At 60.0% G+C, this 22,452-nt stretch carries 27 protein-coding genes; 19 read left to right on the forward strand and 8 right to left on the reverse strand.

The window, feature by feature from the left end:
* Window positions 1–91: 91 nt before the first annotated feature.
* Window positions 92–1,075 carry an alpha/beta hydrolase family protein gene (locus FP026_RS15385; protein WP_149635479.1) on the reverse strand — a complete coding sequence of 328 codons (984 nt, stop codon included), beginning with the start codon at window positions 1,073–1,075 and terminating at the stop codon, window positions 92–94.
* Window positions 1,076–1,249: 174 nt separating this feature from the next.
* On the opposite strand from FP026_RS15385, the gene FP026_RS15390 reads away from it, so the two are divergent.
* The 3 genes from FP026_RS15390 to FP026_RS15400 are packed head-to-tail and all read left to right on the forward strand — an operon-like array spanning window position 1,250 to window position 2,887.
* Window positions 1,250–1,576 (forward strand): PadR family transcriptional regulator, encoded by a 327-nt coding sequence (locus tag FP026_RS15390; RefSeq protein ID WP_149635480.1) that lies wholly within the window; start codon window positions 1,250–1,252, stop codon window positions 1,574–1,576.
* The gene (locus FP026_RS15395; protein WP_149635481.1) at window positions 1,573–2,145 is read left to right on the forward strand and encodes a DUF1700 domain-containing protein; all 573 of its coding nucleotides are present in this window, start codon (window positions 1,573–1,575) and stop codon (window positions 2,143–2,145) included. Before FP026_RS15390 ends, FP026_RS15395 begins: the two co-directional genes overlap by 4 nt.
* A gap of 34 nt (window positions 2,146–2,179) precedes the next feature.
* Window positions 2,180–2,887 (forward strand): GIN domain-containing protein, encoded by a 708-nt coding sequence (locus FP026_RS15400; RefSeq protein ID WP_149635482.1) that lies wholly within the window; start codon window positions 2,180–2,182, stop codon window positions 2,885–2,887.
* Window positions 2,888–2,914: 27 nt separating this feature from the next.
* On the opposite strand, the gene gabD is transcribed toward FP026_RS15400, so the two are convergent.
* On the reverse strand, window positions 2,915–4,369 hold the full coding sequence (gene gabD, locus FP026_RS15405; RefSeq protein WP_149635483.1) for an NADP-dependent succinate-semialdehyde dehydrogenase: 1,455 nt from the start codon (window positions 4,367–4,369) through the stop codon (window positions 2,915–2,917).
* A gap of 260 nt (window positions 4,370–4,629) precedes the next feature.
* Window positions 4,630–5,454: a helix-turn-helix transcriptional regulator gene (locus tag FP026_RS15410; RefSeq protein WP_149635484.1), complete on the reverse strand. Its 825-nt coding sequence runs from the start codon at window positions 5,452–5,454 to the stop codon at window positions 4,630–4,632.
* Window positions 5,455–5,551: 97 nt separating this feature from the next.
* Here FP026_RS15410 and FP026_RS15415 point away from each other — a divergent pair, with 97 nt between their 5' ends.
* Window positions 5,552–6,481 (forward strand): phytanoyl-CoA dioxygenase family protein, encoded by a 930-nt coding sequence (locus FP026_RS15415; protein ID WP_149635485.1) that lies wholly within the window; start codon window positions 5,552–5,554, stop codon window positions 6,479–6,481.
* A gap of 61 nt (window positions 6,482–6,542) precedes the next feature.
* Here the strand turns inward: FP026_RS15415 and FP026_RS15420 are convergent, their stop codons facing one another.
* Window positions 6,543–7,307, reverse strand: coding sequence for a putative nucleotide-diphospho-sugar transferase (locus FP026_RS15420; RefSeq protein ID WP_149635486.1), 765 nt, complete (start codon window positions 7,305–7,307; stop codon window positions 6,543–6,545).
* Window positions 7,308–7,487: 180 nt separating this feature from the next.
* On the opposite strand from FP026_RS15420, the gene FP026_RS30245 reads away from it, so the two are divergent.
* Both FP026_RS30245 and FP026_RS15425 read left to right on the forward strand, forming a co-directional pair.
* Window positions 7,488–7,655 carry a hypothetical protein gene (locus FP026_RS30245; RefSeq protein ID WP_188112585.1) on the forward strand — a complete coding sequence of 56 codons (168 nt, stop codon included), beginning with the start codon at window positions 7,488–7,490 and terminating at the stop codon, window positions 7,653–7,655.
* Between the two features lie 254 nt (window positions 7,656–7,909).
* Window positions 7,910–8,134 carry a hypothetical protein gene (locus FP026_RS15425; RefSeq protein ID WP_149635487.1) on the forward strand — a complete coding sequence of 75 codons (225 nt, stop codon included), beginning with the start codon at window positions 7,910–7,912 and terminating at the stop codon, window positions 8,132–8,134.
* A gap of 88 nt (window positions 8,135–8,222) precedes the next feature.
* Here the strand turns inward: FP026_RS15425 and FP026_RS15430 are convergent, their stop codons facing one another.
* Both FP026_RS15430 and FP026_RS15435 read right to left on the reverse strand, forming a co-directional pair.
* The gene (locus FP026_RS15430; RefSeq protein ID WP_432444122.1) at window positions 8,223–8,699 is read right to left on the reverse strand and encodes a pyridoxamine 5'-phosphate oxidase family protein; all 477 of its coding nucleotides are present in this window, start codon (window positions 8,697–8,699) and stop codon (window positions 8,223–8,225) included.
* A gap of 61 nt (window positions 8,700–8,760) precedes the next feature.
* On the reverse strand, window positions 8,761–9,027 hold the full coding sequence (locus FP026_RS15435) for a hypothetical protein (protein ID WP_246665357.1): 267 nt from the start codon (window positions 9,025–9,027) through the stop codon (window positions 8,761–8,763).
* Between the two features lie 332 nt (window positions 9,028–9,359).
* Between FP026_RS15435 and FP026_RS15440 the strand changes: the two genes are divergently transcribed.
* The 3 genes from FP026_RS15440 to FP026_RS15450 all read left to right on the forward strand — a co-directional run bounded on the left by FP026_RS15440 (window position 9,360) and on the right by FP026_RS15450 (window position 11,574).
* Complete coding sequence (locus FP026_RS15440) at window positions 9,360–9,650, forward strand: hypothetical protein (protein ID WP_149635488.1); 291 nt, start codon at window positions 9,360–9,362, stop codon at window positions 9,648–9,650.
* Between the two features lie 51 nt (window positions 9,651–9,701).
* On the forward strand, window positions 9,702–10,244 hold the full coding sequence (locus FP026_RS15445) for a DUF1269 domain-containing protein (RefSeq protein WP_149635489.1): 543 nt from the start codon (window positions 9,702–9,704) through the stop codon (window positions 10,242–10,244).
* A 232-nt stretch (window positions 10,245–10,476) separates the two neighbouring features.
* Window positions 10,477–11,574: an FUSC family protein gene (locus tag FP026_RS15450; RefSeq protein ID WP_149635490.1), complete on the forward strand. Its 1,098-nt coding sequence runs from the start codon at window positions 10,477–10,479 to the stop codon at window positions 11,572–11,574.
* A gap of 257 nt (window positions 11,575–11,831) precedes the next feature.
* Here FP026_RS15450 and FP026_RS15460 read toward each other — a convergent pair whose 3' ends face one another.
* On the reverse strand, window positions 11,832–12,110 hold the full coding sequence (locus FP026_RS15460) for an HU family DNA-binding protein (RefSeq protein ID WP_149635491.1): 279 nt from the start codon (window positions 12,108–12,110) through the stop codon (window positions 11,832–11,834).
* 355 nt (window positions 12,111–12,465) lie between these two features.
* On the opposite strand from FP026_RS15460, the gene FP026_RS15465 reads away from it, so the two are divergent.
* The 7 genes from FP026_RS15465 to FP026_RS15495 all read left to right on the forward strand — a co-directional run bounded on the left by FP026_RS15465 (window position 12,466) and on the right by FP026_RS15495 (window position 18,890).
* The gene (locus FP026_RS15465) at window positions 12,466–12,687 is read left to right on the forward strand and encodes a hypothetical protein (RefSeq protein WP_149635492.1); all 222 of its coding nucleotides are present in this window, start codon (window positions 12,466–12,468) and stop codon (window positions 12,685–12,687) included.
* Between the two features lie 165 nt (window positions 12,688–12,852).
* A complete protein-coding gene (locus tag FP026_RS15470) occupies window positions 12,853–13,851 on the forward strand; it encodes a Tim44 domain-containing protein (RefSeq protein ID WP_149635493.1) in 999 nt (332 codons plus the stop codon).
* 194 nt (window positions 13,852–14,045) lie between these two features.
* Window positions 14,046–14,870 (forward strand): class I fructose-bisphosphate aldolase, encoded by an 825-nt coding sequence (locus FP026_RS15475; RefSeq protein ID WP_149635494.1) that lies wholly within the window; start codon window positions 14,046–14,048, stop codon window positions 14,868–14,870.
* A 22-nt stretch (window positions 14,871–14,892) separates the two neighbouring features.
* On the forward strand, window positions 14,893–16,050 hold the full coding sequence (locus FP026_RS15480) for a Gfo/Idh/MocA family protein (RefSeq protein WP_149635495.1): 1,158 nt from the start codon (window positions 14,893–14,895) through the stop codon (window positions 16,048–16,050).
* On the forward strand, window positions 16,047–16,718 hold the full coding sequence (locus FP026_RS15485) for a D-lyxose/D-mannose family sugar isomerase (RefSeq protein ID WP_149635496.1): 672 nt from the start codon (window positions 16,047–16,049) through the stop codon (window positions 16,716–16,718). The genes FP026_RS15480 and FP026_RS15485 overlap by 4 nt, the downstream gene beginning before the upstream one ends.
* Window positions 16,718–17,776, forward strand: a complete 1,059-nt coding sequence (locus FP026_RS15490; RefSeq protein WP_149635497.1) for a carbohydrate kinase family protein — start codon at window positions 16,718–16,720, stop codon at window positions 17,774–17,776. The genes FP026_RS15485 and FP026_RS15490 overlap by 1 nt, the downstream gene beginning before the upstream one ends.
* Before the next feature lie 103 nt (window positions 17,777–17,879).
* Complete coding sequence (locus tag FP026_RS15495) at window positions 17,880–18,890, forward strand: zinc-dependent alcohol dehydrogenase family protein (protein WP_149635498.1); 1,011 nt, start codon at window positions 17,880–17,882, stop codon at window positions 18,888–18,890.
* Window positions 18,891–18,914: 24 nt separating this feature from the next.
* Here the strand turns inward: FP026_RS15495 and FP026_RS15500 are convergent, their stop codons facing one another.
* Window positions 18,915–19,934 (reverse strand): LacI family DNA-binding transcriptional regulator, encoded by a 1,020-nt coding sequence (locus tag FP026_RS15500; RefSeq protein ID WP_149635499.1) that lies wholly within the window; start codon window positions 19,932–19,934, stop codon window positions 18,915–18,917.
* A 497-nt stretch (window positions 19,935–20,431) separates the two neighbouring features.
* On the opposite strand from FP026_RS15500, the gene kdpF reads away from it, so the two are divergent.
* From kdpF to FP026_RS30250, 3 genes are read left to right on the forward strand one after another with little or no spacing between them, the layout of a single operon-like run.
* Window positions 20,432–20,521, forward strand: a complete 90-nt coding sequence (gene kdpF / locus FP026_RS15505; RefSeq protein ID WP_041678183.1) for a K(+)-transporting ATPase subunit F — start codon at window positions 20,432–20,434, stop codon at window positions 20,519–20,521.
* A 27-nt stretch (window positions 20,522–20,548) separates the two neighbouring features.
* The gene (kdpA, locus tag FP026_RS15510) at window positions 20,549–22,252 is read left to right on the forward strand and encodes a potassium-transporting ATPase subunit KdpA (RefSeq protein ID WP_149635500.1); all 1,704 of its coding nucleotides are present in this window, start codon (window positions 20,549–20,551) and stop codon (window positions 22,250–22,252) included.
* 12 nt (window positions 22,253–22,264) lie between these two features.
* Window positions 22,265–22,426 (forward strand): hypothetical protein, encoded by a 162-nt coding sequence (locus FP026_RS30250; RefSeq protein WP_162746286.1) that lies wholly within the window; start codon window positions 22,265–22,267, stop codon window positions 22,424–22,426.
* The last annotated feature ends 26 nt before the right edge of the window (window positions 22,427–22,452 follow it).

Below are 22,452 nucleotides of genomic sequence, written 5' to 3' on the forward strand. Positions count from 1 at the left end.
TCTGATCGGATTCGCGGGCGAGTTTCAACGCACATAATGTCTGCGTATGGTTCCACGCCACATGCCTCTTCGCGCTCCGATATGTTTACCGTTACTGCTGCGTCAGATGCTGGCGGAAAAATGCAACGACTGCGGCGTTGAATTGCTTATGAAACGCGGCGCGATCGAAGCCTGGCGCATCGGTGCAGGCATCAGACGATGGCCTTATTTCCGGGCAAGGCGTCAGAAACGACAAATGTACGGCATTGGGGACGACACGAAAGTCAGGCTTTTCCGGCAGTAGGCGGGCAAGCGTTGCGACATTTTCGGGAGATGCTCCACCACCCCCTCCCAGTTCTGAGCCCCAAAGCTGAAGCGGAACTCTGACATCTTTCACACTGTCGGCGGTCGGGAATACGATGCTCAATGGGTCGGCTACAACGATTGCTTTGATGCAGGGATCGTGGGTTAGCAACTGCGGTGGCGGTTCTCGCCTGGGAGTCTGAGCTTGACCAGTTGGCGGACAGCCGGCTGCTTTCGGATCTGCGCAGCGTGGCGGCAGCTTGGTGAAATCCGGATTGGCTCCCGCGACGACGAGGCCCGTATACCCACCCTGGGAAAATCCGTAGAAGCCGACCCGCTGTGGATCGATCCTTGCGGCATCGGGGGAGGCATCAAGCATGAAATCGACAGTCCGCTTGATATCGGCGGGACGCTCGATCAATACGCCAAGGCCGTTTGCCCGGCTCATGTCGTCATGATTGGCGTGCGGGTGATTGATGGCAACGACAATAAAGCCAGCGTCGGCAAGCGCTTCTGCGGTGTCGTGATGGCCTAGGTACCAGCCGCCATAGCCGTGCGAGATGATGATAAGCGGTAACGCCTCACCCACAATCGGGCAATCCGGCGTTGCTGGCATTGCCCGCCCTCCGATCGTTATTCTTGTGGGAGGGGTTGCGCAGGGAGACCACATGGCGGCGTCGATCGCCGGGTTTTCCGCATCACCTGGTATGTGAATGAATTTCAAACCTGCCGCATATCCCGATGACGCGACAAGAGAGAGTGCGGCCGCGAGGGCAAGGCAAAAGCGGATCATTACAACTGCTCCATTTAACCAGAGATATACGCTGCGCTATGGGCTGCGGTAGCAAGGCGAGCCGGTCTGTAAACCCCATGACGCGAAGGCGGCATTCTACCGCCTGTGAAAGCCATCGAGCTATCTTGCATAAACAGGTAGCTTGTTATATTCGTCTTGTAAACAGAGGCGTTCATGACCGACTCGATTCAAGTTCAATTGCGAAAGGGCGTTCTCGATCTATGCGTCCTGGCCGTGCTGTCGCGGGGCGAAAGCTACGGCTATGAGATCGCCAGCACGCTGGTCACAGCCGTTGGGATGGGGGAGGGAACCATCTACCCGCTGATGCGCAGAATGCAGAATGACGGCCTGGTCGCCACCCGCATCGTCGAATCGAGCAATGGTCCGCCGCGCAAGTATTATCGGCTCACGCCGCTTGGCCGATCGATTTTCGAAGCACACCGCCGCGACTGGCGCTCGCTAGCCGGTGCCGTCGATAAACTTCTTGAGGATTTGCCATGACCAGGGACGCTTTCTTGCGCACGTTGAGGCTGGGGCTTGCAGGCCTGCCGCCGCATGAGGTCGACGATATTATGGCCGATTACGCAGCCCATTTTGCTGAATCCGAGGCTTCCGGCCGAAGCGAGGAGGAGGTTGCCGCAGCGCTTGGCGATCCGGGCAGGATCGCTCGGGAGTTGCGGGCGGATGTCGGGTTGCGCCGCTTGGAGGCGCATTGGAGCGTGCCGAATCTTTTGGCTGCCATGATGGCGCTGGCCGGCCTCGCCATCGTCGACATCTTCTTCCTGCTGCCCCTGCTGTTTGCGGCGACGTTCGTGACACTCGGCCTTGCGATCGCATTGGTGGCCGTCGGCGCGGTCGGTCTGAAAATCATCGTTACGACCGTGCTGTTCCATATCGGCTTGCCTTCCGTCGGCATGCTAGCCCGCCTGCTTATCGGTGCCGGGCTGGTGAGCTGCTTCGTCGGCGGCGGCGCATTGCTGCTGATGGGGCTGAGTTTGGGCATCCGTATGCTTGGGCAATATGCCCGCCTGCATTTCCGCTTGGCGCAGGTAGACGAGGGTCGAGCTTGAGCGGCGGACTGCACACCATTGGAGGAAATGGACAATGAACGGGAAATTGGCGACTGTCGCGACGACCGGACTGATTTGTGCATTCGTCTTTCTTGCGCTCGGCATCGGGCTTTCCGGGCCGGATTGGGCCAATGCAGGGCATTGGTGGGGTGGTATGCAATCCGGTTGCGGATCTGTTGCATCCGGCAGCCGGCAGGTTATCCTGCCTTTCAGCTCCAACGGCAGCCTGGCGATCGAGATTCCGGCCTCCGTTCAGTATCAGCCGGGCGGAAAGGCGGAGGCCGTCATCAACGGTGATCCAGCACTTCTCGATCATGTGCGGCTGCAAGGCGGCAGGCTGAGCCTGGATTGCGATCCGGGTTGGTCCAGCTCCAAATTCGAAGTCAGCCTGTCGGGGCCGCTCGTCACCGATTGGAAGGTGCGCGGCAGCGGCGATCTCGCCTTGTCGCAGCTCGATCAATCCAATCTGCGTTTGAGCATATCCGGAAGTGGCAGCGTCTCCGCCACGGGCAGCGCGCACACGGTCGACCTTGAGATTTCCGGCTCGGGTGCTGCCCGATTGAAAGATCTGGCCGCCCAATCGGTAAAGATCAGGGTTCGGGGCAGCGGCGACGCTGAGGTTGCCGCTGCTGCCGATGCGGATATATCGATCAGCGGAAGCGGCAACATCGAGTTATACGGGCATCCGGTCCTGCGACGCTCAGAGATCAGAGGCAGCGGCCGCCTCGTGCAGGTGCCATAAACCTGCTCCCGGCAATCGTCTTTGAACTCAGGCGACACCGCCGAGGCAGACATATTTGATTTCGGTGAATTCCTCGATGCCGTAGCGCGAACCCTCGCGGCCGAGGCCGGAAAGCTTGACGCCGCCAAACGGCGCTTCGGCTGTCGAGATCAGGCCGGTGTTGACGCCGACCATGCCGTATTCCAGCGCTTCGGCGACCCTGAAGACGCGGGCGAGATCCTTGGCATAGAAATAGGAGGCAAGGCCGAATTCGGTGTCGTTAGCCTGAGCGATGACATCGGCCTCGTCCTTGAAGCGGAAGAGGGGAGCCACTGGTCCGAACGTCTCTTCCTTAGCAACGGCCATCGCCGGCGTGACATTGGCCAGCACCGTCGCCTCGTAGAAACGCCCGCCGAGCTGGTGGCGATGGCCGCCGGCAACGATGCGGCCACCTTTGGAGAGCGCATCGGCGACATGCTCCTCGACCTTTGCAAGGGCTGCCTCGTCGATCAGCGGGCCGAGATTGATGCCTTCGTCGAAGCCGTTGCCGGTCTTAAGCCCGCCGACGGCTTTTGCGAGCTTGTCGGCAAAGGCATCATAGACGCCGTCCTGCACATAGAGACGATTGGCGCAGACGCAGGTCTGACCGTTGTTGCGGAACTTGGCGATCAGCGCGCCTTCGATGGCAGCATCGAGATCGGCATCGTCAAACACGATGAAAGGTGCGTTGCCGCCGAGCTCCAGCCCTAGTTTCTTGATGGTCGGCGCACTCTGCTTGTAAAGCTCGGCACCAACTTCGGTCGAACCGGTGAAGGTGAGTTTGCGCACGATGGGGCTTGCGGTCATCTCGGCGCCGATGGCACGGGCGGAGCCGGTCAGCACGCTGAAAAGGCCCTTGGGCAGGCCGGCGCGTTCGGCGAGGATCGCAATGGCGATCGCCGAAAACGGCGTCTGCGAGGCCGGCTTCAGCACCATGGCGCAGCCGGCGGCAAAGGCGGGACCGGCCTTGCGGGTGATCATGGCGTTCGGGAAATTCCAAGGGGTGATGGCCGCGACAACGCCGATCGGCTGCTTCATGACCAGAATGCGCTTGTCCTTCTGGTGGCCGGGGATGATGTCGCCATAGACGCGGCGAGCTTCTTCGGCAAACCATTCTATGAAGCTTGCGCCATAAGCGATCTCACCCTTGGCCTCGGGCAGCGGCTTGCCCTGTTCGGCCGTCAGGATGCGTCCGAGATCATCCTGGTTTTCCATCATCAGCTCGAACCAGCGTCTAAGGATGCCGGAGCGTTCCTTGGCGGTGCGGGCGGCCCATTCCTTCTGCGCGACTTCGGCCGCCGCAATCGCCTTCTTGGTCTCGGCGGCGCCCAGATTGGGAGCAAGGCCGATGATCTCGCCTGTCGCCGGATTGTCGACCTTGATCGCATTGGATGGATCGGCCTCGATCCAGTCGCCGCCGACCAATGCGGCTTGCCGGAACAATGTTGCGTCTTTCAAATTCATGACGGACTCCTCGCGCTTTCGAACGTTGATGAGGAGCGGGCGTTCTTGTCCGCTCTCAAAGGGTAACGCTTAAGGAACGATAATCGGCTGTGCCTTCAGATCAGGCTCAGCGACATCAGCACCGGCAAACAGGCTACCATGTTCGAACCAGGATTTGGGAGTGGATACTCCGGCTGCCAAATCTGAAACGGAATTCCATCCGGCGGCGCGGCCGCGCGGTGAACCGTTTGTCGCGACGAGGCGGGCGGAGTCTCGACCGTTCAGCTCCTCCTGAACCGCGAGCGAAATTCGCGCGGCGTGCAGTTTTCCCGCTCGTGGAACAGCCGAGAAAAGTAGAACGCATCGTCAATGCCGACTTTGGCGGCGATGATCTCGATCTTGTCGTCTGTCGTTGCCAGGAGTTCCTTGGCATGATCCATGCGCACCCTAAGCTGAAAGCCTTTCGGCGGCAGTCCGACTTCCCTTGCGATCCTTCTGCGGAATGTCGCGGGCGACATTCCATATTCGGCGGCGAAGGCCGCGATATCGAGGGGTTGCGTCGCCCTGCGCCGAAGCGCCTCGATGATTTCGCCCATATCCGCTCCTTCCTGAAGGGAAGACGTGGTCTTGCCGGCCTGCTGCGCCGCCACGATGACGATCTGGTGGAGCGAAGCGGCCGCCGAGGCTCTCGCAAGGTTCGAATCTTCGAGTAGATCGGCGTGAATGCCGCCGAAAAAGCGCTGGATGCGATCGAGATTGCGCAGGTCGACGAGCGGGTCCTGTTCGCTGATGAGGCGCAGCCTCAGAAAGTCCCGCACCAGAGAGCCCTCGAAAAGCGCCCATCGCTCGTTCCAGCCATCTGCATCCGGGCCGTATGAATGCTGGCGGTTTGGAAAGAGCCAGAAGAGGGCCGGGCCTTTCACGCTCCTGCGACCGCAAGCCTCGGTCTCGAGAAAGCCCTGGCCATTCTCGACGAGAACCACCGCGTAGCTCGGCAGCTTCCGCGCCTTGACGGCGTGCATTGCATGCTGCCTTCCACTGCCGGTGATGGTTAATCCGCCGGCGGCCGCGAGTGGTGATCGGTAGACGGCTTCTGTCGGTCTCATGATGAGCGAAAAGTCCAGTATGATTTTCGTCCATGTAATGAACCATCGCTGACTGCTAGATTCAATGGGCAATCACATCGAGCCATAGGCGAGTGAAATGTCGATTTCCATGCAGGCTATGCAATCTGGTGAGCGCGAGCTCAATCTTGTCGCCAACGGGAAGGTTCTTTCCACCGCGCCCGATCGGCTCGGTTATCTGACGCCGACCGATCCGGGCATCGGCGTTCAGGCAATCCGCCGCCTTTATGAAGAGAATGGCTATGTGTGGCTCAAGGGCTTCCTGCCGCGCAAAGACGTCATCGACTTTCGTGGCTGGGTTTTCGGCCATATGGCGGCGACGGGGCTGATCGAGAAGGGAACGGATCCGAGGGATGGCATCGCGTCTGTTGCGGCACCCGAAGGCAGGGACGTCGATCGTTGCCTGATGTCGCTCGTCCGTTCGGTCGCCTATGAGGGCTTCTGCGCGCAGCCTCGCATGTCGCGTTTCATGGACGAATTCCTGTCGGGCATTTCCTATCTGCATAAGCGCAAGATCATGCGCCATGTCCGGCCGGGAACGACGACGGCGACGCCGGCCCATTACGATCTTGTCTATCTGCGCGGCGGAACGAGCCGGATCGTGACGGCATGGATACCGATCGGCGATATCCCCGTCGAAATGGGCGGCCTTGCCTATCTGGAGGGATCGCATGCCATCGGCGTCAAGATGGAGCGCGAGTTCAGCGAACAGAACAAGGATCTCGGTCCCGAGGAGCGCGTGAGTGCCTATAACCGCAACATGACGGAAGGCGGCTGGGTTTCCAAGGATCTGCCCGATATGGCGGAACGCTTCGATACGCGCTGGCTGGTCGCCGATTATGAGGCGGGCGACGTCATGCTCCATTCGCCCTTCATGATTCACGCATCGACCACCAACCAGGACAGGCGGCAACGACTGCGTCTTTCCACCGACATCCGGTATCAGAATGTCGAGGACGAGATTGATATCAGATGGAACAACCATTGGACGCTCGGCGACATGCTGTGATCATGCCGCCGGCAGCTTGCCGTTGATTGCAGAAGTCAAAGCGCCAACTGGCTAGTGTGCCTCAATCGTGACTGCCGAGGATGCGCTCGATTTCCTCGACCCGGTCGCGGCGACGCTTCAGGCGTTTGCCGATGCGGCCGAACCAGCGTTTGCGCTTGGTCGCCTCGCGGCTTGCCTGCAGCTGCTCGATGAAGATTTCGCTGGCAGGCTCATTTTCGAGCCGATCGAATATCCAGCAGAAGGACACAGGCAATTTAACCACCTGGAACTGCGGTTTGGCGCTTGCGGCATCTTCGGTGATGATCTGCTCGAGAACGAGCTGGTCCCACACGTCAGGCTTGGCAAGGCATCCTTCCCGCCAGCGCTCGATGAGCCGTGCCGCCCCAGGCGTATCGTTAATGAGAATCGTCGCGCTGATCAGGCGTGCATTGCCTTCGTAATAGACCGCAAGGTCGCATTCGAGCTTACGAAGTTCCGGCCAGGGATTGCGATGGAAGACCGCATCGACGTCGACGTAAAGCATAGGCCCGCGCAGCCTCGCCCTTTCCCGCAGCAGGAAGCCGGGTTTCAGCCCGGCATTCAACACCCAACTACCCGCGCTGGGTACGGGCATCGCCTGAACGCTCAGTCCGATCCGCTCGGCGGAACGGACCATGCGATCCTTTTCATGTTCGTAAAAACTGCCTTCGGTGAAGAAGGCGACGATCGGACCATCGGCGGTGGTTGACGTGGATTTGCGTTCGGCCAGATCCTGTTCTGCCGGAAACGGAACAATCAATGCACGCTGCTGCGCCGTCCAGGGGCGAATTTTATTGAGGATATTCAAGAGGCACCTTCAGAAGTTGGTGGATTTCAATCGGATATCCGCCACCACAGCCCCCGCGGCGTTGCAGACAAGATTGAATGTTGGGATGAATTGAGCGCTTTGTCCGGCCGTTTTTGGAAACGTCACCCCTGACGTCCATACCGGATTGGCAAACTGTTTGATCTTCGCTAATCGATTGTCATGTCCGATAATGTCATCAAGTTTGAACGTCGTCCTAAGCCAAAACCGCCGAGGCAAACGCCTCCTTGGCTCAGGCGTCTGCTGGCGATCCTGGCCGTCATTGCATTTTTCGTAGCAGCCTTTGCTTATTTCACGCTGAAGGGCGGCGCGGCTGGCCCGACTTTCTGATCAGCAGGCGATTTATGCGATCTTGGACCGATTTCTTGATCGTCTGAGAAGCCGTCGCTTAATTGCGGAACAAACGCTGCGCGACGACTGGATAAGATTTTCCGTTGCCGACGACCGGGTATTTACTCATCTATTTCAGTTCGTTGGCGAGAATATCTCGTGTGTTCATAGCCTGATCGTGGGTGGAAGTTTATCCTCGAGTTTCTATATTTTAAGGATGTTCATGGTCTGGCAAACAGGAAGAGGAGCAGGACATGACATTGACCTCGCAAGACGTCACCTCCGTACTCGGCCCTGTGGACGAGACCCTTATCGCCGAAATTGTTGCAACAGGCGCAACGCCGACGGAATTGTCCGAGGCCTGGGCCTGGGTAAACAGCGATGAGGCTTTGATCGGCGAAGGCCGCCACCTGCCCGCCGGCAACGTGGCAGCTTTGGTGGATCTGCTTTCGGCCGATGAAGAGGAATGGGAAGAATAGGAGTTCATGCCCGCCGGTTCGGGCTCTGCGCGAGCGAACCATGCCGGCCCTGGTTGGCGCGGCATGGCTCGCGGGTGATCTATCGCTTCTAAAGCTCGACTTTCACATTCTCGCCCATGTCGGGCTTCGAATTCGAAACGGCGGCAGCGGCCATCTTGATGTAGCTGATGATGGTTCCGGGACTGTCCCAGTATTCGGCGAAAGAAGGAGTCACCTTCAAGACGCGGATAGAGGGATCGTCGGCGCTGTGCCACCGGGCTTTCGCACCTGTCGTCCAGAGGTCTTCCACCCGTTCGCGGTCGTTGCTGACTTCCGCCGTGCCGGATATCGAGACATATTTCTGGCCTTTCGTGTCAGCGAAGGCCAGGCAGACATTCGGCCAGCGGGCGACCTCCTCATCCTTGTGGCCGGCGACATCGGTCAGGAAATAGATTGCATTCTCTATCGGTTCGGGATGTGCGGCCATCGGTCGGGCGCGCAGGCTGCCGGACGTTTGAGTGGTCAGCATGCAGAAACCGATCTTCTCGACCAGTTCCCAAACGCGGGCGTTCTCATCGGTATCCATAATGGCGATCTCCTCGAGTTTACTTTTAGCATGGTGTGGAGACAGGCGGCCCGGCGCAATTTCACGGTTGTTCGCGGGGGGCCGGTGAAGCCTCGCGCTCGTCGGCGTCTTCAAGATCGCTTTTCACGATGAAGGCATCGTCGTGCTGACGCACCGCTTCCTTCGCTGCCTCGATGTTGGGCAGATCGTCGGGACCGCGCTCTTTGGCGTGCTCCGACGCAGCGTCGAGTTCACCTTTGGTCTGATTGGCTGCCACCGGCCGATGGCTGGGAGAGCCCGTATTGCGCTCAGCCGTCGTCTTGCGGTTTTCTCGTCGCGGATCCGTCATGTCGATTACCCTGTTCGTCTGGTTTGCAAGAGCTCGCGTCATTTCGAATGCAGCGTGGGCCGAATGCAGCGCGGACGAAAACCTTTCCGAATGGAGAGGTGTCCGGCCACATCAATCGAACCGTGCGACGGCCACAATGTTCCGCATTGGCAAGGGTGATATCTTTCTTTGCGTGTGGCGAAGGTCCATCTCCTATCGACGAGATCACGATTTCGCCGATACCGGGTCGATCTAGGGAACCTTGAACCCGAATTTGCGTCTTCCTACGTGAGGAATAACCGAGGCTTCATGAGCTCGGTTGCCATCACGTCTATGAAGAGTGAGTAACCAAAATGGAAGATAAAGCCAAAACCATCGAAGATCTCAGCATCGAAGAGCGCGAGGAAATTCTCATCGATGTCGCCCGGACGCTGGAAGGCACGGCGCTTGAGGCCCTTGTCGAGGGCAACAAGCAGTTTGCCGCACTTTCCACCAACATGGCAGAAGCAATCCGCGTCAATGCCGACGAACTGGCCCGCGACGATCCCGAACAAGCTGAAGAATTGCTGCAGCAGGCTGTCGCAATGATCTCGCAGTTCAATGCTACTCATCCTTACCGGTTGATCAGCACAGCTGTTCACTAACCGGCTTGAGGGCCTAGTTCCTGTCCCGACACCACGACCCGGAGGATTTCGATGTCAGAACTTATAGTGCTTGGTTTCGATGATGCCGACAAAGCGGACGCCGTTCTCAACCGTCTCGTCCAGCTCGAGAAGGAATATCTGATCGACCTCGAAGATGCGGTCATTGCCGTCCGTGACGAGTCCGGCAAGGTTCGTCTCAAGCAGAGCGTCAATCTGACCGCGGCAGGCGCCGCAAGCGGCGGTCTTTCGGGTGCCCTTTGGGGATCGCTCGTTGGCCTGCTGTTTCTCAATCCTCTTGCCGGACTTGTGGTCGGCGGCGCAATCGGCGCCGGTTCTGGTGCTCTCGCCGGATCGATGGCCGATTACGGCATCGACGACGATCTCATGAAACGCCTGGCTGAGACCATTCCGGCGCAAAGTTCCGCCCTCTTCTTGCTGATCCGCAAGGTTCAGCCGGAGAAGGTGCTTGCCGAGTTCAAGGGCGAGCATGCAAGGCTGCTGCGCACCTCGCTTTCGCCCGATCAGGAAGCACGGCTGCGGCAGGTTCTCGTTGATGAGACGACGCCGACATCTGCGGCATCCGCCACGGTTTGAGCTCAAAATCTGATCCGTGACCATCGGCCAAGGACCGTGCTTCCGGGCGGGAGCGTGGCAGGAGACGTGTAATCTGCTGATGGTTGCCGTTCGTCAGGGATCTTCCATATTATGTCGAACGCTGCCATCTTGAGCGCCGGGTTCACCCGGCGATCGGCGGCATTGCAGCAAGGGGAGGGGCAAGACCCAAACGGCCATTGTCAGCATACGTTTCCAGACGAAAAGTTGCGCGATGACCGAGCCTATATCTCGCCAAAGCCAACCTCCGTCAAAACCCAAAACATCCCTCATTCAAACCCAGCGTGCAGCGGTGCAGGCGCTGCGGGTGATGATCGCCTGCACGATCACCTATGCCATTTCCCAGTTTCTCCATCTTCAGCAAGGTTATTGGGCCGTCTTCACTGTGCTGATCGTCATGCAAGCTTCGGTTGGCGCGACGGCCGGCATGGCTGCCGATCGCTTGGTGGCGACGGTCGCCGGGGCGCTACTTGGAGGTGTGGCGGTGTTCGTGACACCGCAAGAGCCGCTCGCTATCGGGATCGCGCTGATCTGCGTCGTCGGCTTTTCGAGCTTCGTGGCGGCACGCGTGCCTCGCCTGCGCAATGCAGGGCTGACGGCAGCGATCGTCATGCTGACCCATTCCGCCGCCGTTCCAGTCGAGATCTTCGTGATCGACCGCATTGCCGAGATTACCCTGGGCGGTGTCGTCGGTGTGCTCGCCAGCCTCTTCATCCTGCCGACGCGCTCCCGGACCATGGTGCTCGAGCGCTTCGGATCGGCTCTCGACGTCATGGCGCAGATATTGCGCACTCTTGCTTCAGCGGTCGAAAAGGGTGAACCGGTCTCCGCCTCGCAAGCCAATATCGCGCTGCGCCAGTCCTTGATGGCGACGGAAGCGCTTCTGACCGACGCGCAGCGCGAACGCGCCTTCTGGCTGACGAAAGAGGGAATTTCGGAAGCCATCCCACGTTCGCTCTGGCGAATTCGCAACGACATGACCTATGTCAGCCACATCGTTGAAACGCCTTTCCCGCCGGCAATCGTCGAAGCGATCGGACCGCAGGCAGGGGGAGTGCTCGAGGCTCAGGCCCGCTTCGCGGAAGCGTGCGGCCGGGCGCTGCGTGCCGGCGGCGAGATCGATCCAGAGGTGCTTTCGGCTGGCGACGGGGCTTTCGAGGCCGCGTTCAGCACTCTTCAGCGCTCCGAGGCGGCTCAATCGATGGATTTTAGCGAAACGGGCCGCCTGTTCGGTCTCGATTTCACCTTGCGCCGCATGCGTCAGAATTTCCTGGATCTTGCCGATCGCATTCGCGAAAGCAAGGTCAGTTGAAGCCACAAGCCGTGCGGATCGCTGGGAGTGGCGCTCGCCTGCTCCAAGGGAAAACTACGCGGGAAAAAGCCAAAACTCTCCGAGCAGCGGCAAATGAAACTGCACCGGATGTAGATACCGGCGACCACTCGGTCAGCGATCTTGCCGAGGTGTTTTCGATCTGGCGTCCCTTGGGAAATAGCTCTGCTGGGCTGAAAGGCGACCCGTTCAACGAGCCAGCCTTTCAGCCGCTTGAGCTCAAACGATTGAGTTTGCGATTACTTGTTGAGCGCATCCTTCAGCGCCTTCGCCGGCGTGAAGGCAAGCTTCTTCGATGCGGCAACCTTGATCGTTGCGCCCGTTCCCGGATTGCGTGCTTCGCGCTCCGGCGTGTCCTTGACCTTGAACTTGCCGAAGCCCGGAATCGAGGTTTCGGCGCCGGAAGTGGCGGCTCCGGTGATAGCTGCAAAGACGGCTTCTACGATTGCCTTGCTCTGAACTTTGGTGAGCTTATGCTCTGCGGCAATCTGATCTGCGATTTCATTGGTAGTGGTCATGAGGCTTCCCCCGCATTGATGACGCCGGAATCATTTCCATTGCCGGTGCCCATTGTCACCTGGGGTCCTGCCCGGAAAGGCCGAGAATGCCTGCATTTCCACAATTTCCGACGTATTGAAGCCATTTCGGATGCTTTCCGCGGGTGATTTTCCAGTTGAAGAACAAGCGGGCAGCCAGCGGGAGAGCGGTTGGCTGCATCCGGAGACGCATGCGAATCTGCTGAAAAGGCCGGAATCGGGAACTCCAGCGCGCCTTTTCGCCACGCGGATCCGGGCTGTGGCGGCGTAATCGAGGCTGGTCTTTCGCAAGGAGGGGCTATAGAGGCTTGCTCATGATGAGTGAATGGGACAGGCAATGGAACACGAGATCAAGGTAGACAATCGTGGCGATTTCGGGCTTTGGGCCATCGAGGTTGCGAAGCAGATCATCAGCAATGAGGGCTTTGAGCTGGCAAGAGCCGCGCGGGACGGCACGGACGATGATGTCCGCGCGGCCGGCAATGCGCTCGGGCAGGCAATCACCAATGCGCTGATGGAAGTCTATGACGGTCTGACCGAAGGTGCTGATGAAGACTAGCGTCGTCTCCGGAGGTTGCGGCCAATCATCCGCACGCTCGCGCAATCGGCATGCTCAGGATTGAGATTTTCAAGCTGCGTCAACTTAAAATCGCACCTTACAATCGTGAACCGGCATCCCCATATTCGGGCCAATTAGTCTTTCTGCCCTATGACAGGAGAGCCAATGTTCAGTGCAGTACCGCGTTTTGCCAAGATCGCAGCAATCGTCGTCCTTGCCGCCGCTTCGTCGGTAGCGACCTTTGACGCCGCCGACGCGCGTCGGGCTGGATCCAGCGGATTTGGAAGCCGTGGGACGCGTACCTTCGATACGCCGGCCATTACGAGGACAGCGCCCACGCAGGCGGCACCCATTGACCGGACGATGACGCAGCGGCCGCAGCAGCAGACGACGACCCAGCCGCCGCTTGGCGCGCCCCAACGTCCGGGCCTTTTCGGCGGCTTCGGTGGGTCGATGATCGGCGGCCTGATCGCCGGCGGTCTTCTCGGCATGCTGCTCGGCCATGGTTTCGGCGGCGGATTCGGCTTCCTCGGCATGCTGCTGCAGATCGGCTTGATCGTGCTGCTCATCAGCTTTGCCATGCGGTTCTTCGCAAACCGCCAGCGCACACAATATGCAGCACCGGGATCGGGCACATCCTACAATGTGAATCCGATGAACAATGCGAGCCCTTCGCAGCGTCCTTCCTTCTCCATCCCGTCCATCGGCGGCGGAGCGGCGGCCGCGCAGAAAGCACGCCAAGCCAATGACGAGATCGGGCTGCAGCAGGCCGATCTCGATCGCTTCGAGCATCTCCTGACCGAAGTCCAATCGGCCTATGGCAAGGAAGACTATGCCACGCTGCGCCGCCTGACCACGCCGGAGGCGATGTCCTACCTGGCCGAAGAGCTTGGGGAAAACGCGACGAATGGTGTGCGCAACAGCGTTTCCGATGTCCGCCTGCTGCAGGGCGATATTGCCGAGGCCTGGCGCGAGGACAATGCCGAATATGCAACGCTCGCGATGCACTATTCGAGCATCGATGCCGTGGTCGACCGCACGACGGGAAAACTCGTCGATGGCGACGATCGCAATCCTTCGGAAACGACCGAACTGTGGACCTTCGTGCGCAAGCCGGGTTCGGACTGGGTGCTTTCCGCGATCCAGGGGACGGAGCTGCACTAAGCGACGCGGCCTCCGCAGAGAGCCGCCCCGTGAGGGATCGCGGGCGGCTGGTCCTATCCAGGAACTGATGGTTCCCATCCTTTAAACCTGAAGAAGTCGTGCGGGTGTCGAATGCGACGCGGCGCTCGCCTTGACTCGCCAAATCTGTCCTCTAATGTGCCTATGTGGAAACGTTACCACATTGGGAGGAACTAATGAAATCGGCGCGGCTCAACCGCCTGTTCGGCGTATCCGGAAATTGCTTCGACGTCGCCATCGATCATGGCATGTTCAATGAACGGACCTTTCTCGCCGGCATCGAGGATATGCGAACAGCGATCAAGGTTATTGCCGATGCCGCGCCCGATGCCATCCAGCTTCCGCCGGGTACCGCGCCCATTCTGCAGGCAATCCCCGGCAAACATCGCCCGGCTCTGGTGCTGCGGACCGATATCGCCAATATCTACGGCAATCCGCTGCCCTCCGCACTGTTTTCCGAGATGATCGACCGGGGTGTGGAGCAGGCTGTTGCACTCGATGCAGCCTGCGTCGTCGTCAATCTTCTGATGCTACCGGATCAGCCGGAGGTTTACCGCGCCTGCGTGCGCAACGTGAACAGCCTGAAACGCGAATGCGAGATCTACGGCATGCCGTTGATGGTCGAACCGTTGGTCATGCAGGACAATTCCAAAGGCGCCTATATGGTCGATGGTGCGATCGACAAGATCCTGCCGCTGGTGCGCCAGGCCGCCGAACTCGGCGCCGACATCATCAAGGCCGACCCCTGTGACAATGTGCGGGAATACCACCGCGTCATCGAGATTGCCCAAGGCTTGCCCGTATTGGTGCGTGGTGGCGGCCGCGTCTCGGATCAGGAAATCCTTTCCCGCACGAAACAGTTGATGGAGCAAGGCGCCAACGGCATCGTCTATGGTCGCAACGTCATCCAGCACAACAATCCCGCTGGCATGACGCGCGCCCTGATGGCAATCGTCCATGAGGGCGCTTCACCCGAAGACGCCTCCAGGCATCTCGCCTGATATATCCTGGGGAGGAGGAGACATGAAAAGAGCATTCCGCTTCGGCGTCATCGGCTGCGGCCTGATGGGACGCGAATTCGCAAGTGCCGCCGCGCGCTGGCTGCACCTTGCCGATACCAGGGCGCGGCCCGAAATCGTTGCCGTCTGCGACACCAATGCGGCACTGCTCGACTGGTTCAAGGATAACGTGCCGTCGGTCCGGCAATTCACCAACGATTATAAGGAGCTGCTTGCCAATCCGGATGTCGACGCGGTTTATTGCGCCGTGCCGCATGTGCTTCACCAGCAATTCTATATCGATGTCCTAAAAGCCGGAAAGCATCTGCTCGGCGAAAAGCCGTTCGGCATGGATGCGGCCCAGAACCGGGAGATCATGGCGGTGCGGGCAGAAAACCCGAAGCTTCTCGTTCGCTGCTCGTCGGAAATGCCGTTCTTTCCGGGAGCGCAAAAGGTCATTGCGCTCGCCGAAAGCGGCGAGATGGGCGATATTCTTGAAGTCGAGGCAGGGTTCCTGCATTCGTCCGACATAGACAGGCAGAAGCCGATCAATTGGAAGCGCATGGCCGATATCAACGGCGACTATGGCTGCATGGGCGATCTCGGCATGCATGTGCTGCATGTGCCCTTGCGGCTCGGCTGGCGGCCACAGACACTACATGCGCAGCTGGTCAAGAAGATCACGGAGCGCCCGGACGGCAAGGGCGGCATGGTGCCGTGCACGACCTGGGACAATGCGACGATCAGCGCTCGCGTCAACACGGGCGACCAGGATTTTCCGATGGTGTTGAAGACGTGGCGCATCGCGCCAGGCGAGGCCAATACCTGGTACATTCGAATCCTCGGCATGAAGAAGAGCGCCTTCTTCACCACGAAAGCGCCGCGGCAATGGCAGTGGATGGATTATAATGGCGGCGCTCAGGCCTGGAGCACCGAAGACCTTGGATACGGCTCGCTCTTCCCGGCGATAACAGGCAAGATCTTCGAGTTCGGCTTTGCCGATGCCATCCAGCAAATGTGGGCCGCTTTCGTCGATGAATTGGCTGGCGGAAACGCCAATGGCTTTACTTGTGCCACGCCGGAAGAAGCGCAGGCGCATCACGCGGTGCTGACGGCGGCGCTGAAATCCGGCCATGAGAATATCGTCGTGCCGGTCGATTATGAAGGAGCGTCCACACGATGAAGCGCTCCGAGATCAACGAGGCGCTGCGGCGCGCAGGCAAAACCCTAGAGTATTGGCGATGGTCCCTGCCGGAATGGGGCTACTGGACCGAGGCGGATTTCGCCGCCAATCCGGAGGCGGCGGGCTATCTGCGTGCCCATCAATTGGGGTGGGACGTCACGGATTTCGGCTCCGGCCGATTTGCCGAGTGTGGCCTTGTGCTCTTTTGCCTGCGCAACGGCATCGTCGGCGTCGAAGGCGAGCGTACCTATGCCGAGAAGCTGCTTTTCGTCGAGGAAGGGCAGGTGACGCCGACCCATCGTCATCAAGCCAAGATGGAAGACATCATCAACAGGGCCGGCGGCGATCTGGTGATCGAATTTGCCGCGACCGACGCCGAAGGCAATGTGCTGAAGGATCATGTGACCGTTCCGGTCGATGGTCTGCCAAGGAAACTTGCCGCGTGGGAGCCGCTGGTTCTCTCACCCGGCCAGAGCGTCACGATCCGAACTGGGCTCTATCATCGCTTTTACGGCCGAAAGGGCGGCGGGCCTGTGTTCGTCGGCGAGGTCAGCCAAGTCAACGACGATAACAGCGATAACTATTTTCTGGAGCCGATCGGCCGTTTCGCCGCGATCGAGGAGGATGAACCGCCTCTCAGACCCCTGTGGAATGAGGCAGGTGGCTGATGCGGACCGGGGAGGAGGTTCGGGGCGGCGAGAAGCAGGACAAGGGAGGGATTGTCTGCGCGGGAAACTTCATCGTCGATCGTGTCCATACGCTGTCCTATTGGCCCGAGCAGGGTAATCTCGCCCACATCGTCAATCAGGACGTGGGCGTGGGGGGAGGGGCAGCCAATGTCGTTACCGACCTCGCCTCGCTCGGCTTTCCCGGAAAGCTCGCCGCCGCCGGCTGCATCGGCGTGGATATCGACGGAGAGATCGTCAAGACGCGGCTTCAGAGCGCCGGCATTGATGTAATCGGTCTGCGGGAGCTTGCCGACCGTGCGACGGCGCATACGCATGTCATGAATGTGCCGGGGCAGAACCGTACCTTCTTCTATCATGGCGGCGCCAATGATGCAGTGACGGATGCGCTCGTCTCGCCTGCCGTCTTTGCGGACGCCGGCTATCGGCTGTTCTACCTCGGCTATCTCATGCTACTGCCCGGTCTCGACGGCATCGATGCGGATGGCCGATCCGGGGCATCACGCCTGCTGGAGGCCGCGCGCAATGCCGGCCTGACCACCTGCGTTGATTTCGTCTCCAGCGAAGATCCGGAGTTTGCGGCGAAGGTTGGTGCAGCTCTGCCCTATTGCGATTTCCTTGTCATCAATGAAGTCGAGGCGGGGCGGGCAACCGGCGTGACCGTACGCGACGGGAGGGGGGAGTTGATCGAATCCGCGCTGCTGACGACCGGTGAGCGGCTGCTGGCGGCGGGCGTCGCCAGGGGCGCGATCATTCACGCCCCGGAAATCTGCTTCTGGTTCGCGCCGGGGCGCTCGCCTATTGTTTCCAGGTCGCGGCCGATTGATCCGGCTGAAATCGTCAGTACGGTCGGCGCCGGCGATGCCTTCTGTGCCGCCGTACTTTACGGCCTGCATGAAGATTGGCCCGTCGAGCGCATCTGCGCTGCCGCCCATGCCGCCGCCGCCCGTTGCCTGGGAGGTGCGACCGCGACGGACGGCATCCCTGACATGCCAACGCTTCTCAAGGATGTGAAGGCGATGCAGCATGCATGTGCCTGATGTGTCGGCTGCTAGGCGGTAACGCATATCATTGGATGCTATGGTGTCGCCGAGAGCTGCGCGATAGGATCAGGAAATCGAACCTTATGCTCGGAGGAGGAGAATGAGGGCAGTCCGTTTGGAATCGATCGGATCCATGGCCATGCGCAATGTGGAAAAGCCGAGCGCCGGACCAGGAGATATCATCGTCCGGGTTCTGGCCGCCGGCATCTGCGGATCCGACCGGCATATGTTCAAGGGCGAATATCCGACGGCCATGCCGGTGGCCTTGGGCCATGAATTCTGTGGTCTCGTGGAGGAGGTAGGCGAGGGCGTTTCGTCCTTCGTGGGTGGAGAGCTCGTGACGGTGGACCCGAATATTGCTTGCGGCACCTGCCCTGCCTGCCGGCGCGGGCGACCGAACCTATGCGCCAATCTGAAGGCTATTGGGGTGACGCGGGACGGCGGCTTTGCCGACCATGTCGCGGTTCCCTGCGGCCAGGCGTTCACGCTGCCTCCCGATCTCGATCCGGTCCATGGCGCCTTTTGCGAGCCGCTGGCCTGCTGCATCCATGCCATCGACAAGGCGAAGATCCGCCCGGGCGACAGCGTCGCTATATTGGGCGGCGGCGTGATCGGCCTGCTCATGGTGCAGCTGGCCCGTCTTGCCGGTGCGGACCAGATCATCCTGATCACGAGGCAGCTATCGCGGCGCGAGGCGGCGTTGCGGCTGGGGGCGAGGCTGACCCTCGATCCGACGGCGGTGGACGCGGTTGCCGCCGTCAAGGATGCGACCCATGGTGGCGTGGATGTCGTCATGGAATGCGCCGGAGTTCCCGAAACGCTGCAGACCGGCGTGCGGATGGCTCGACGTGGCGGTGTCTTCGTCCTCTTCGGCGTCACGCCGGCAGGCCTCGAAGTGCCCGTTCTGCCATTCGATCTGCTTGCCAACGAAGTCGAGATCAGGCCGGCCTATCTCAATCCCTTCACCCATTCCCGGGCTGCTGCCATGGTGGCGAGCGGCATTCTGGAACTGGATTCGCTTGTCACGAAGACCATAGGTCTCGAAGAGGTGGCGAGCGTGGTCGGCAGCGCGCCATTGACCGGCGAGATCAAGGTCATCGTCCGGCCCTGAATGCCGCCTGAAGGCGGCATATATTCATTTGCGGACGGGGCCGGTGGAATCGCGCTCGATCAAAGTCACAGGCAATTTGACGATGGCGTCCTTTCGCGGCTCGCCATTCGCCCGCTCTTCTTCGATCAGGGCCTCCAATCGCAGGGCTGCCTGTTCGCCGACGCTGCGGATCGGCTGCGCGACGGTCGTCAGGCGTGGAAAGACATAGGCCGCCTCCGGCAGATCGTCGAAGCCGATGACCGAATAGTCGCGTGGTACGGAAAGGCCGTGGTCCTGAATGGCATGAATTGCGGCGATCGCCGAAATATCTGTTGTGCCGATAATGGCCGTCACCTCGGGCCGGGAGGCCACCAATTCCCTTGCGAGAGGATAGGTCGCCGCAAAGCTATGTTCCTCGGCCATGGTCACGACCGCTGGTGCTATGCCGTTTTCGGCCATTTCCGCCGTGATGCCGCGAAGGCGAAGCTGGACCGGCTGGCTATGCGCCGGCGCACCGACAATGCCGATCAGACGATGGCCAAGGCCGATCAGATGGCGGGCCATCAAGCGCCCGCCCTCCTCATGATCGGCCATGACGGCATCGTCGGCAATTCCGGTGAGCTCGCGGTCGATGGCGACGATCGGGATCTGCGCGTCGCGCAGCGCTTCGAAATGGTCGGTACTGCCGAAGGCGCTTGCCACGATGACGCCGTCGACGCGCTGGGATAGCAGCATGGAGATGTAGCGTGCCTCGTGATCCATATTTTCGGCCGTGCTGCAGATCAGCGTCTGATAGCCGCGCCGGAACAGGTCCTGTTCGATGGCATGCGCGAGGATGCCGAAGAAAGGCACGTCGATCGACGGCAGCATCAGCCCGATCATCCGGCTCGGTGCGCCGCGAAGCATGCGTGCTCCCTTGCTTGGCGTGTAGTTGAGAGTGCGAATGGCAGCCTCCACACGCTCCCGCAGCTCCGGAGAGGCATAGCCGCTATTATTCAGCACGCGCGAGACCGACGAGACTGATGTTCCAGCGAGCTTCGCGATATGTCTGATGCTGGTGGTCACTGGTTCGCATTTCTTTGTCTGGGGGTCGAATAGTCATGAATCGTGTTGCAAAAACTCTATCGCTAGGTCGTTGACTAAATCACTGGTCGGAAACTGCATCAAGCGTGACGCGGGCCCGCTTTATGTCTCGCCATACCCTTGTCGACTGTCTTGGGCGTGCGGTCCAGGCGCGGGATAGAGACATCTCCGCTCGTCTCGACAATCCCGTGGGCATTTATAAGATTTTTATATCTTCTCCTATCCGCCCGTCTCGAACCTTAATGCGGTTCGGTCGCATATTGTGTGGCGAAGATACACGCGAAGTGCTCTTCCCCTCGGCAGATTGAAAATAGGCGCCTTCATGTGGAGCGCTCCGGATCTTTTCTGTCATCAACAATAACAATCAAGGATTCGCGATCGATGATGGACATTATTCTTGTCGGGATCGGCGTTTTATTCTTCCTCCTTTGCGTCGCTTATACCAAGGCCTGCGACAGCCTCTAGTCGGAGAGACGGCAATGCTTCTCGATTACATTCTCGGCGGCGGCGTGACGATCTTTCTCACCGTCTACCTGGTCTATGCTCTCATTCGCCCCGAGCGCTTCTAACAGCGCTTCATAGGGAAAGTTACTTCCATGACCTTCAACGGATGGCTTCAGATCCTCATTTATATCGGGATCCTTCTCCTGCTCATCAAACCGCTCGGCGGTTACATGACGCGTGTCTTTACCGGCGAGCGCACCTTCCTCTCCTTCGTCCTCCGTCCTGTGGAACGGGGGCTTTATCGTTTGGCCGGCACGAACGAGCGTGAAGAGCAGCACTGGACGACCTATTCGGTCTCGATGCTGCTGTTCAGCCTTGCCGGCTTCCTCGTCCTCTATGCGCTGCAGCGACTGCAGGGCGGCCTGCCGTACAATCCGGCCGGCATGACCGCGGTCGGGCCGGAATTGTCCTTCAATACGGCGACCAGCTTCGTCACCAATACCAATTGGCAGAACTACGGCGGCGAAAGCACGATGTCCTATCTTGTGCAGATGGCTGGCCTCACCGTGCAGAACTTCGTTTCCGCGGCAACCGGCATTGCCATCGCCATTGCGCTGATCCGCGCATTCGCGCGCGCCTCCGGCAAGGCGATCGGCAATTTCTGGGTCGATCTCACACGCGCGACGCTCTATGTCCTCCTGCCGATCTGCATCGTTCTGACGCTGGCTTTCGTCTATCTCGGCGTGCCGCAGACGCTTGGTCCCTATGTCAACGCAACGACGCTGGAAGGCGCGCAGCAGACGATTGCCGTCGGTCCCGTAGCCTCGCAGCTTGCCGTCAAGATGCTCGGCACGAATGGCGGCGGCTTCTTCAATGCCAACTCGGCGCATCCGTTCGAAAACCCGGACGCGATCTCCAACCTCCTGCAGATGCTGGCGATCTTCGCCATCGGTACATCGCTTACCAACGTCTTCGGCCGTATGGTCGGCAGCCAGCGGCAGGGCTGGGCGATCCTGGCTGCGATGGGCACACTGTTCATCGCCGGCGTGATCGTTACCTATTGGGCTGAAGCGGCAGGCAATCCGCTTGTTCATGCGCTCGGCATCCAGGGCGGCAATATGGAAGGCAAGGAAGTCCGCTTCGGGATCGCTGCCTCTTCGCTCTTCGCGGTCATCACCACCGCCGCATCCTGCGGCGCGGTCAACGGCATGCTCGACAGCTTCACCGCGATCGGCGGCCTGATCCCCCTCATCAACCTGCAGCTTGGCGAAGTCATCGTCGGCGGCGTCGGCGCCGGTTTCTACGGCATCCTGATGTTCGTCGTCATCGCCATCTTCGTTGCGGGCCTGATGGTCGGGCGTACGCCGGAATATCTCGGAAAGAAGATCGAGGCCAAGGAAGTGAAGATGGCAATGCTTGCCGTGCTTTGCCTGCCTGCCGGCATGCTGATCTTCACGGCGATTTCCGCCGTGCTGCCCTTTGCCGTCGCGTCGGTCAGCAACGCCGGTCCGCACGGCTTCTCCGAGATCCTCTACGCCTATAGTTCGGCGGCGGCCAACAACGGCTCTGCCTTCGGCGGCCTATCCGGCAATACGCCCTGGTACAATATCACGCTCGGCATCGTCATGCTGATCGGCCGCTTCCTCGTCATCGTTCCGGCCCTTGCGATCGCCGGCTCCCTGATCAGCAAGAAGACGGTTCCCGCTTCGGCCGGCACCTTCCCGACGGATGGTCCGCTCTTCGTCGGTCTGCTGGTCGGCACGATCCTTATCGTCGGCGGCCTGACCTTCTTCCCGGCGCTGGCGCTTGGACCGATCGTCGAACATCTGGCGATGATCGCGGGCCAGACCTTTTAAGGAATGACGGCGATGAGCCAACCGCTTCTAGGCAAGCTTAGAAAAGTCATCGATCCACGCCCCTTCGACAGGGGGCGTGGCCCGGCCGGAATGACCTGCGCGTCCGACGCCATCTTGCTGGCGATGGTTGCCCTGTTTCTCGGCCTTGTCGTCTTCGGATTTTTAATCGGCTGATCGGCTGCGTTCCGATCTGACGTTTT

Source organism: Martinezella tropici, from assembly GCF_008370325.1.
Lineage (GTDB): Bacteria > Pseudomonadota > Alphaproteobacteria > Rhizobiales > Rhizobiaceae > Rhizobium > Rhizobium tropici_B.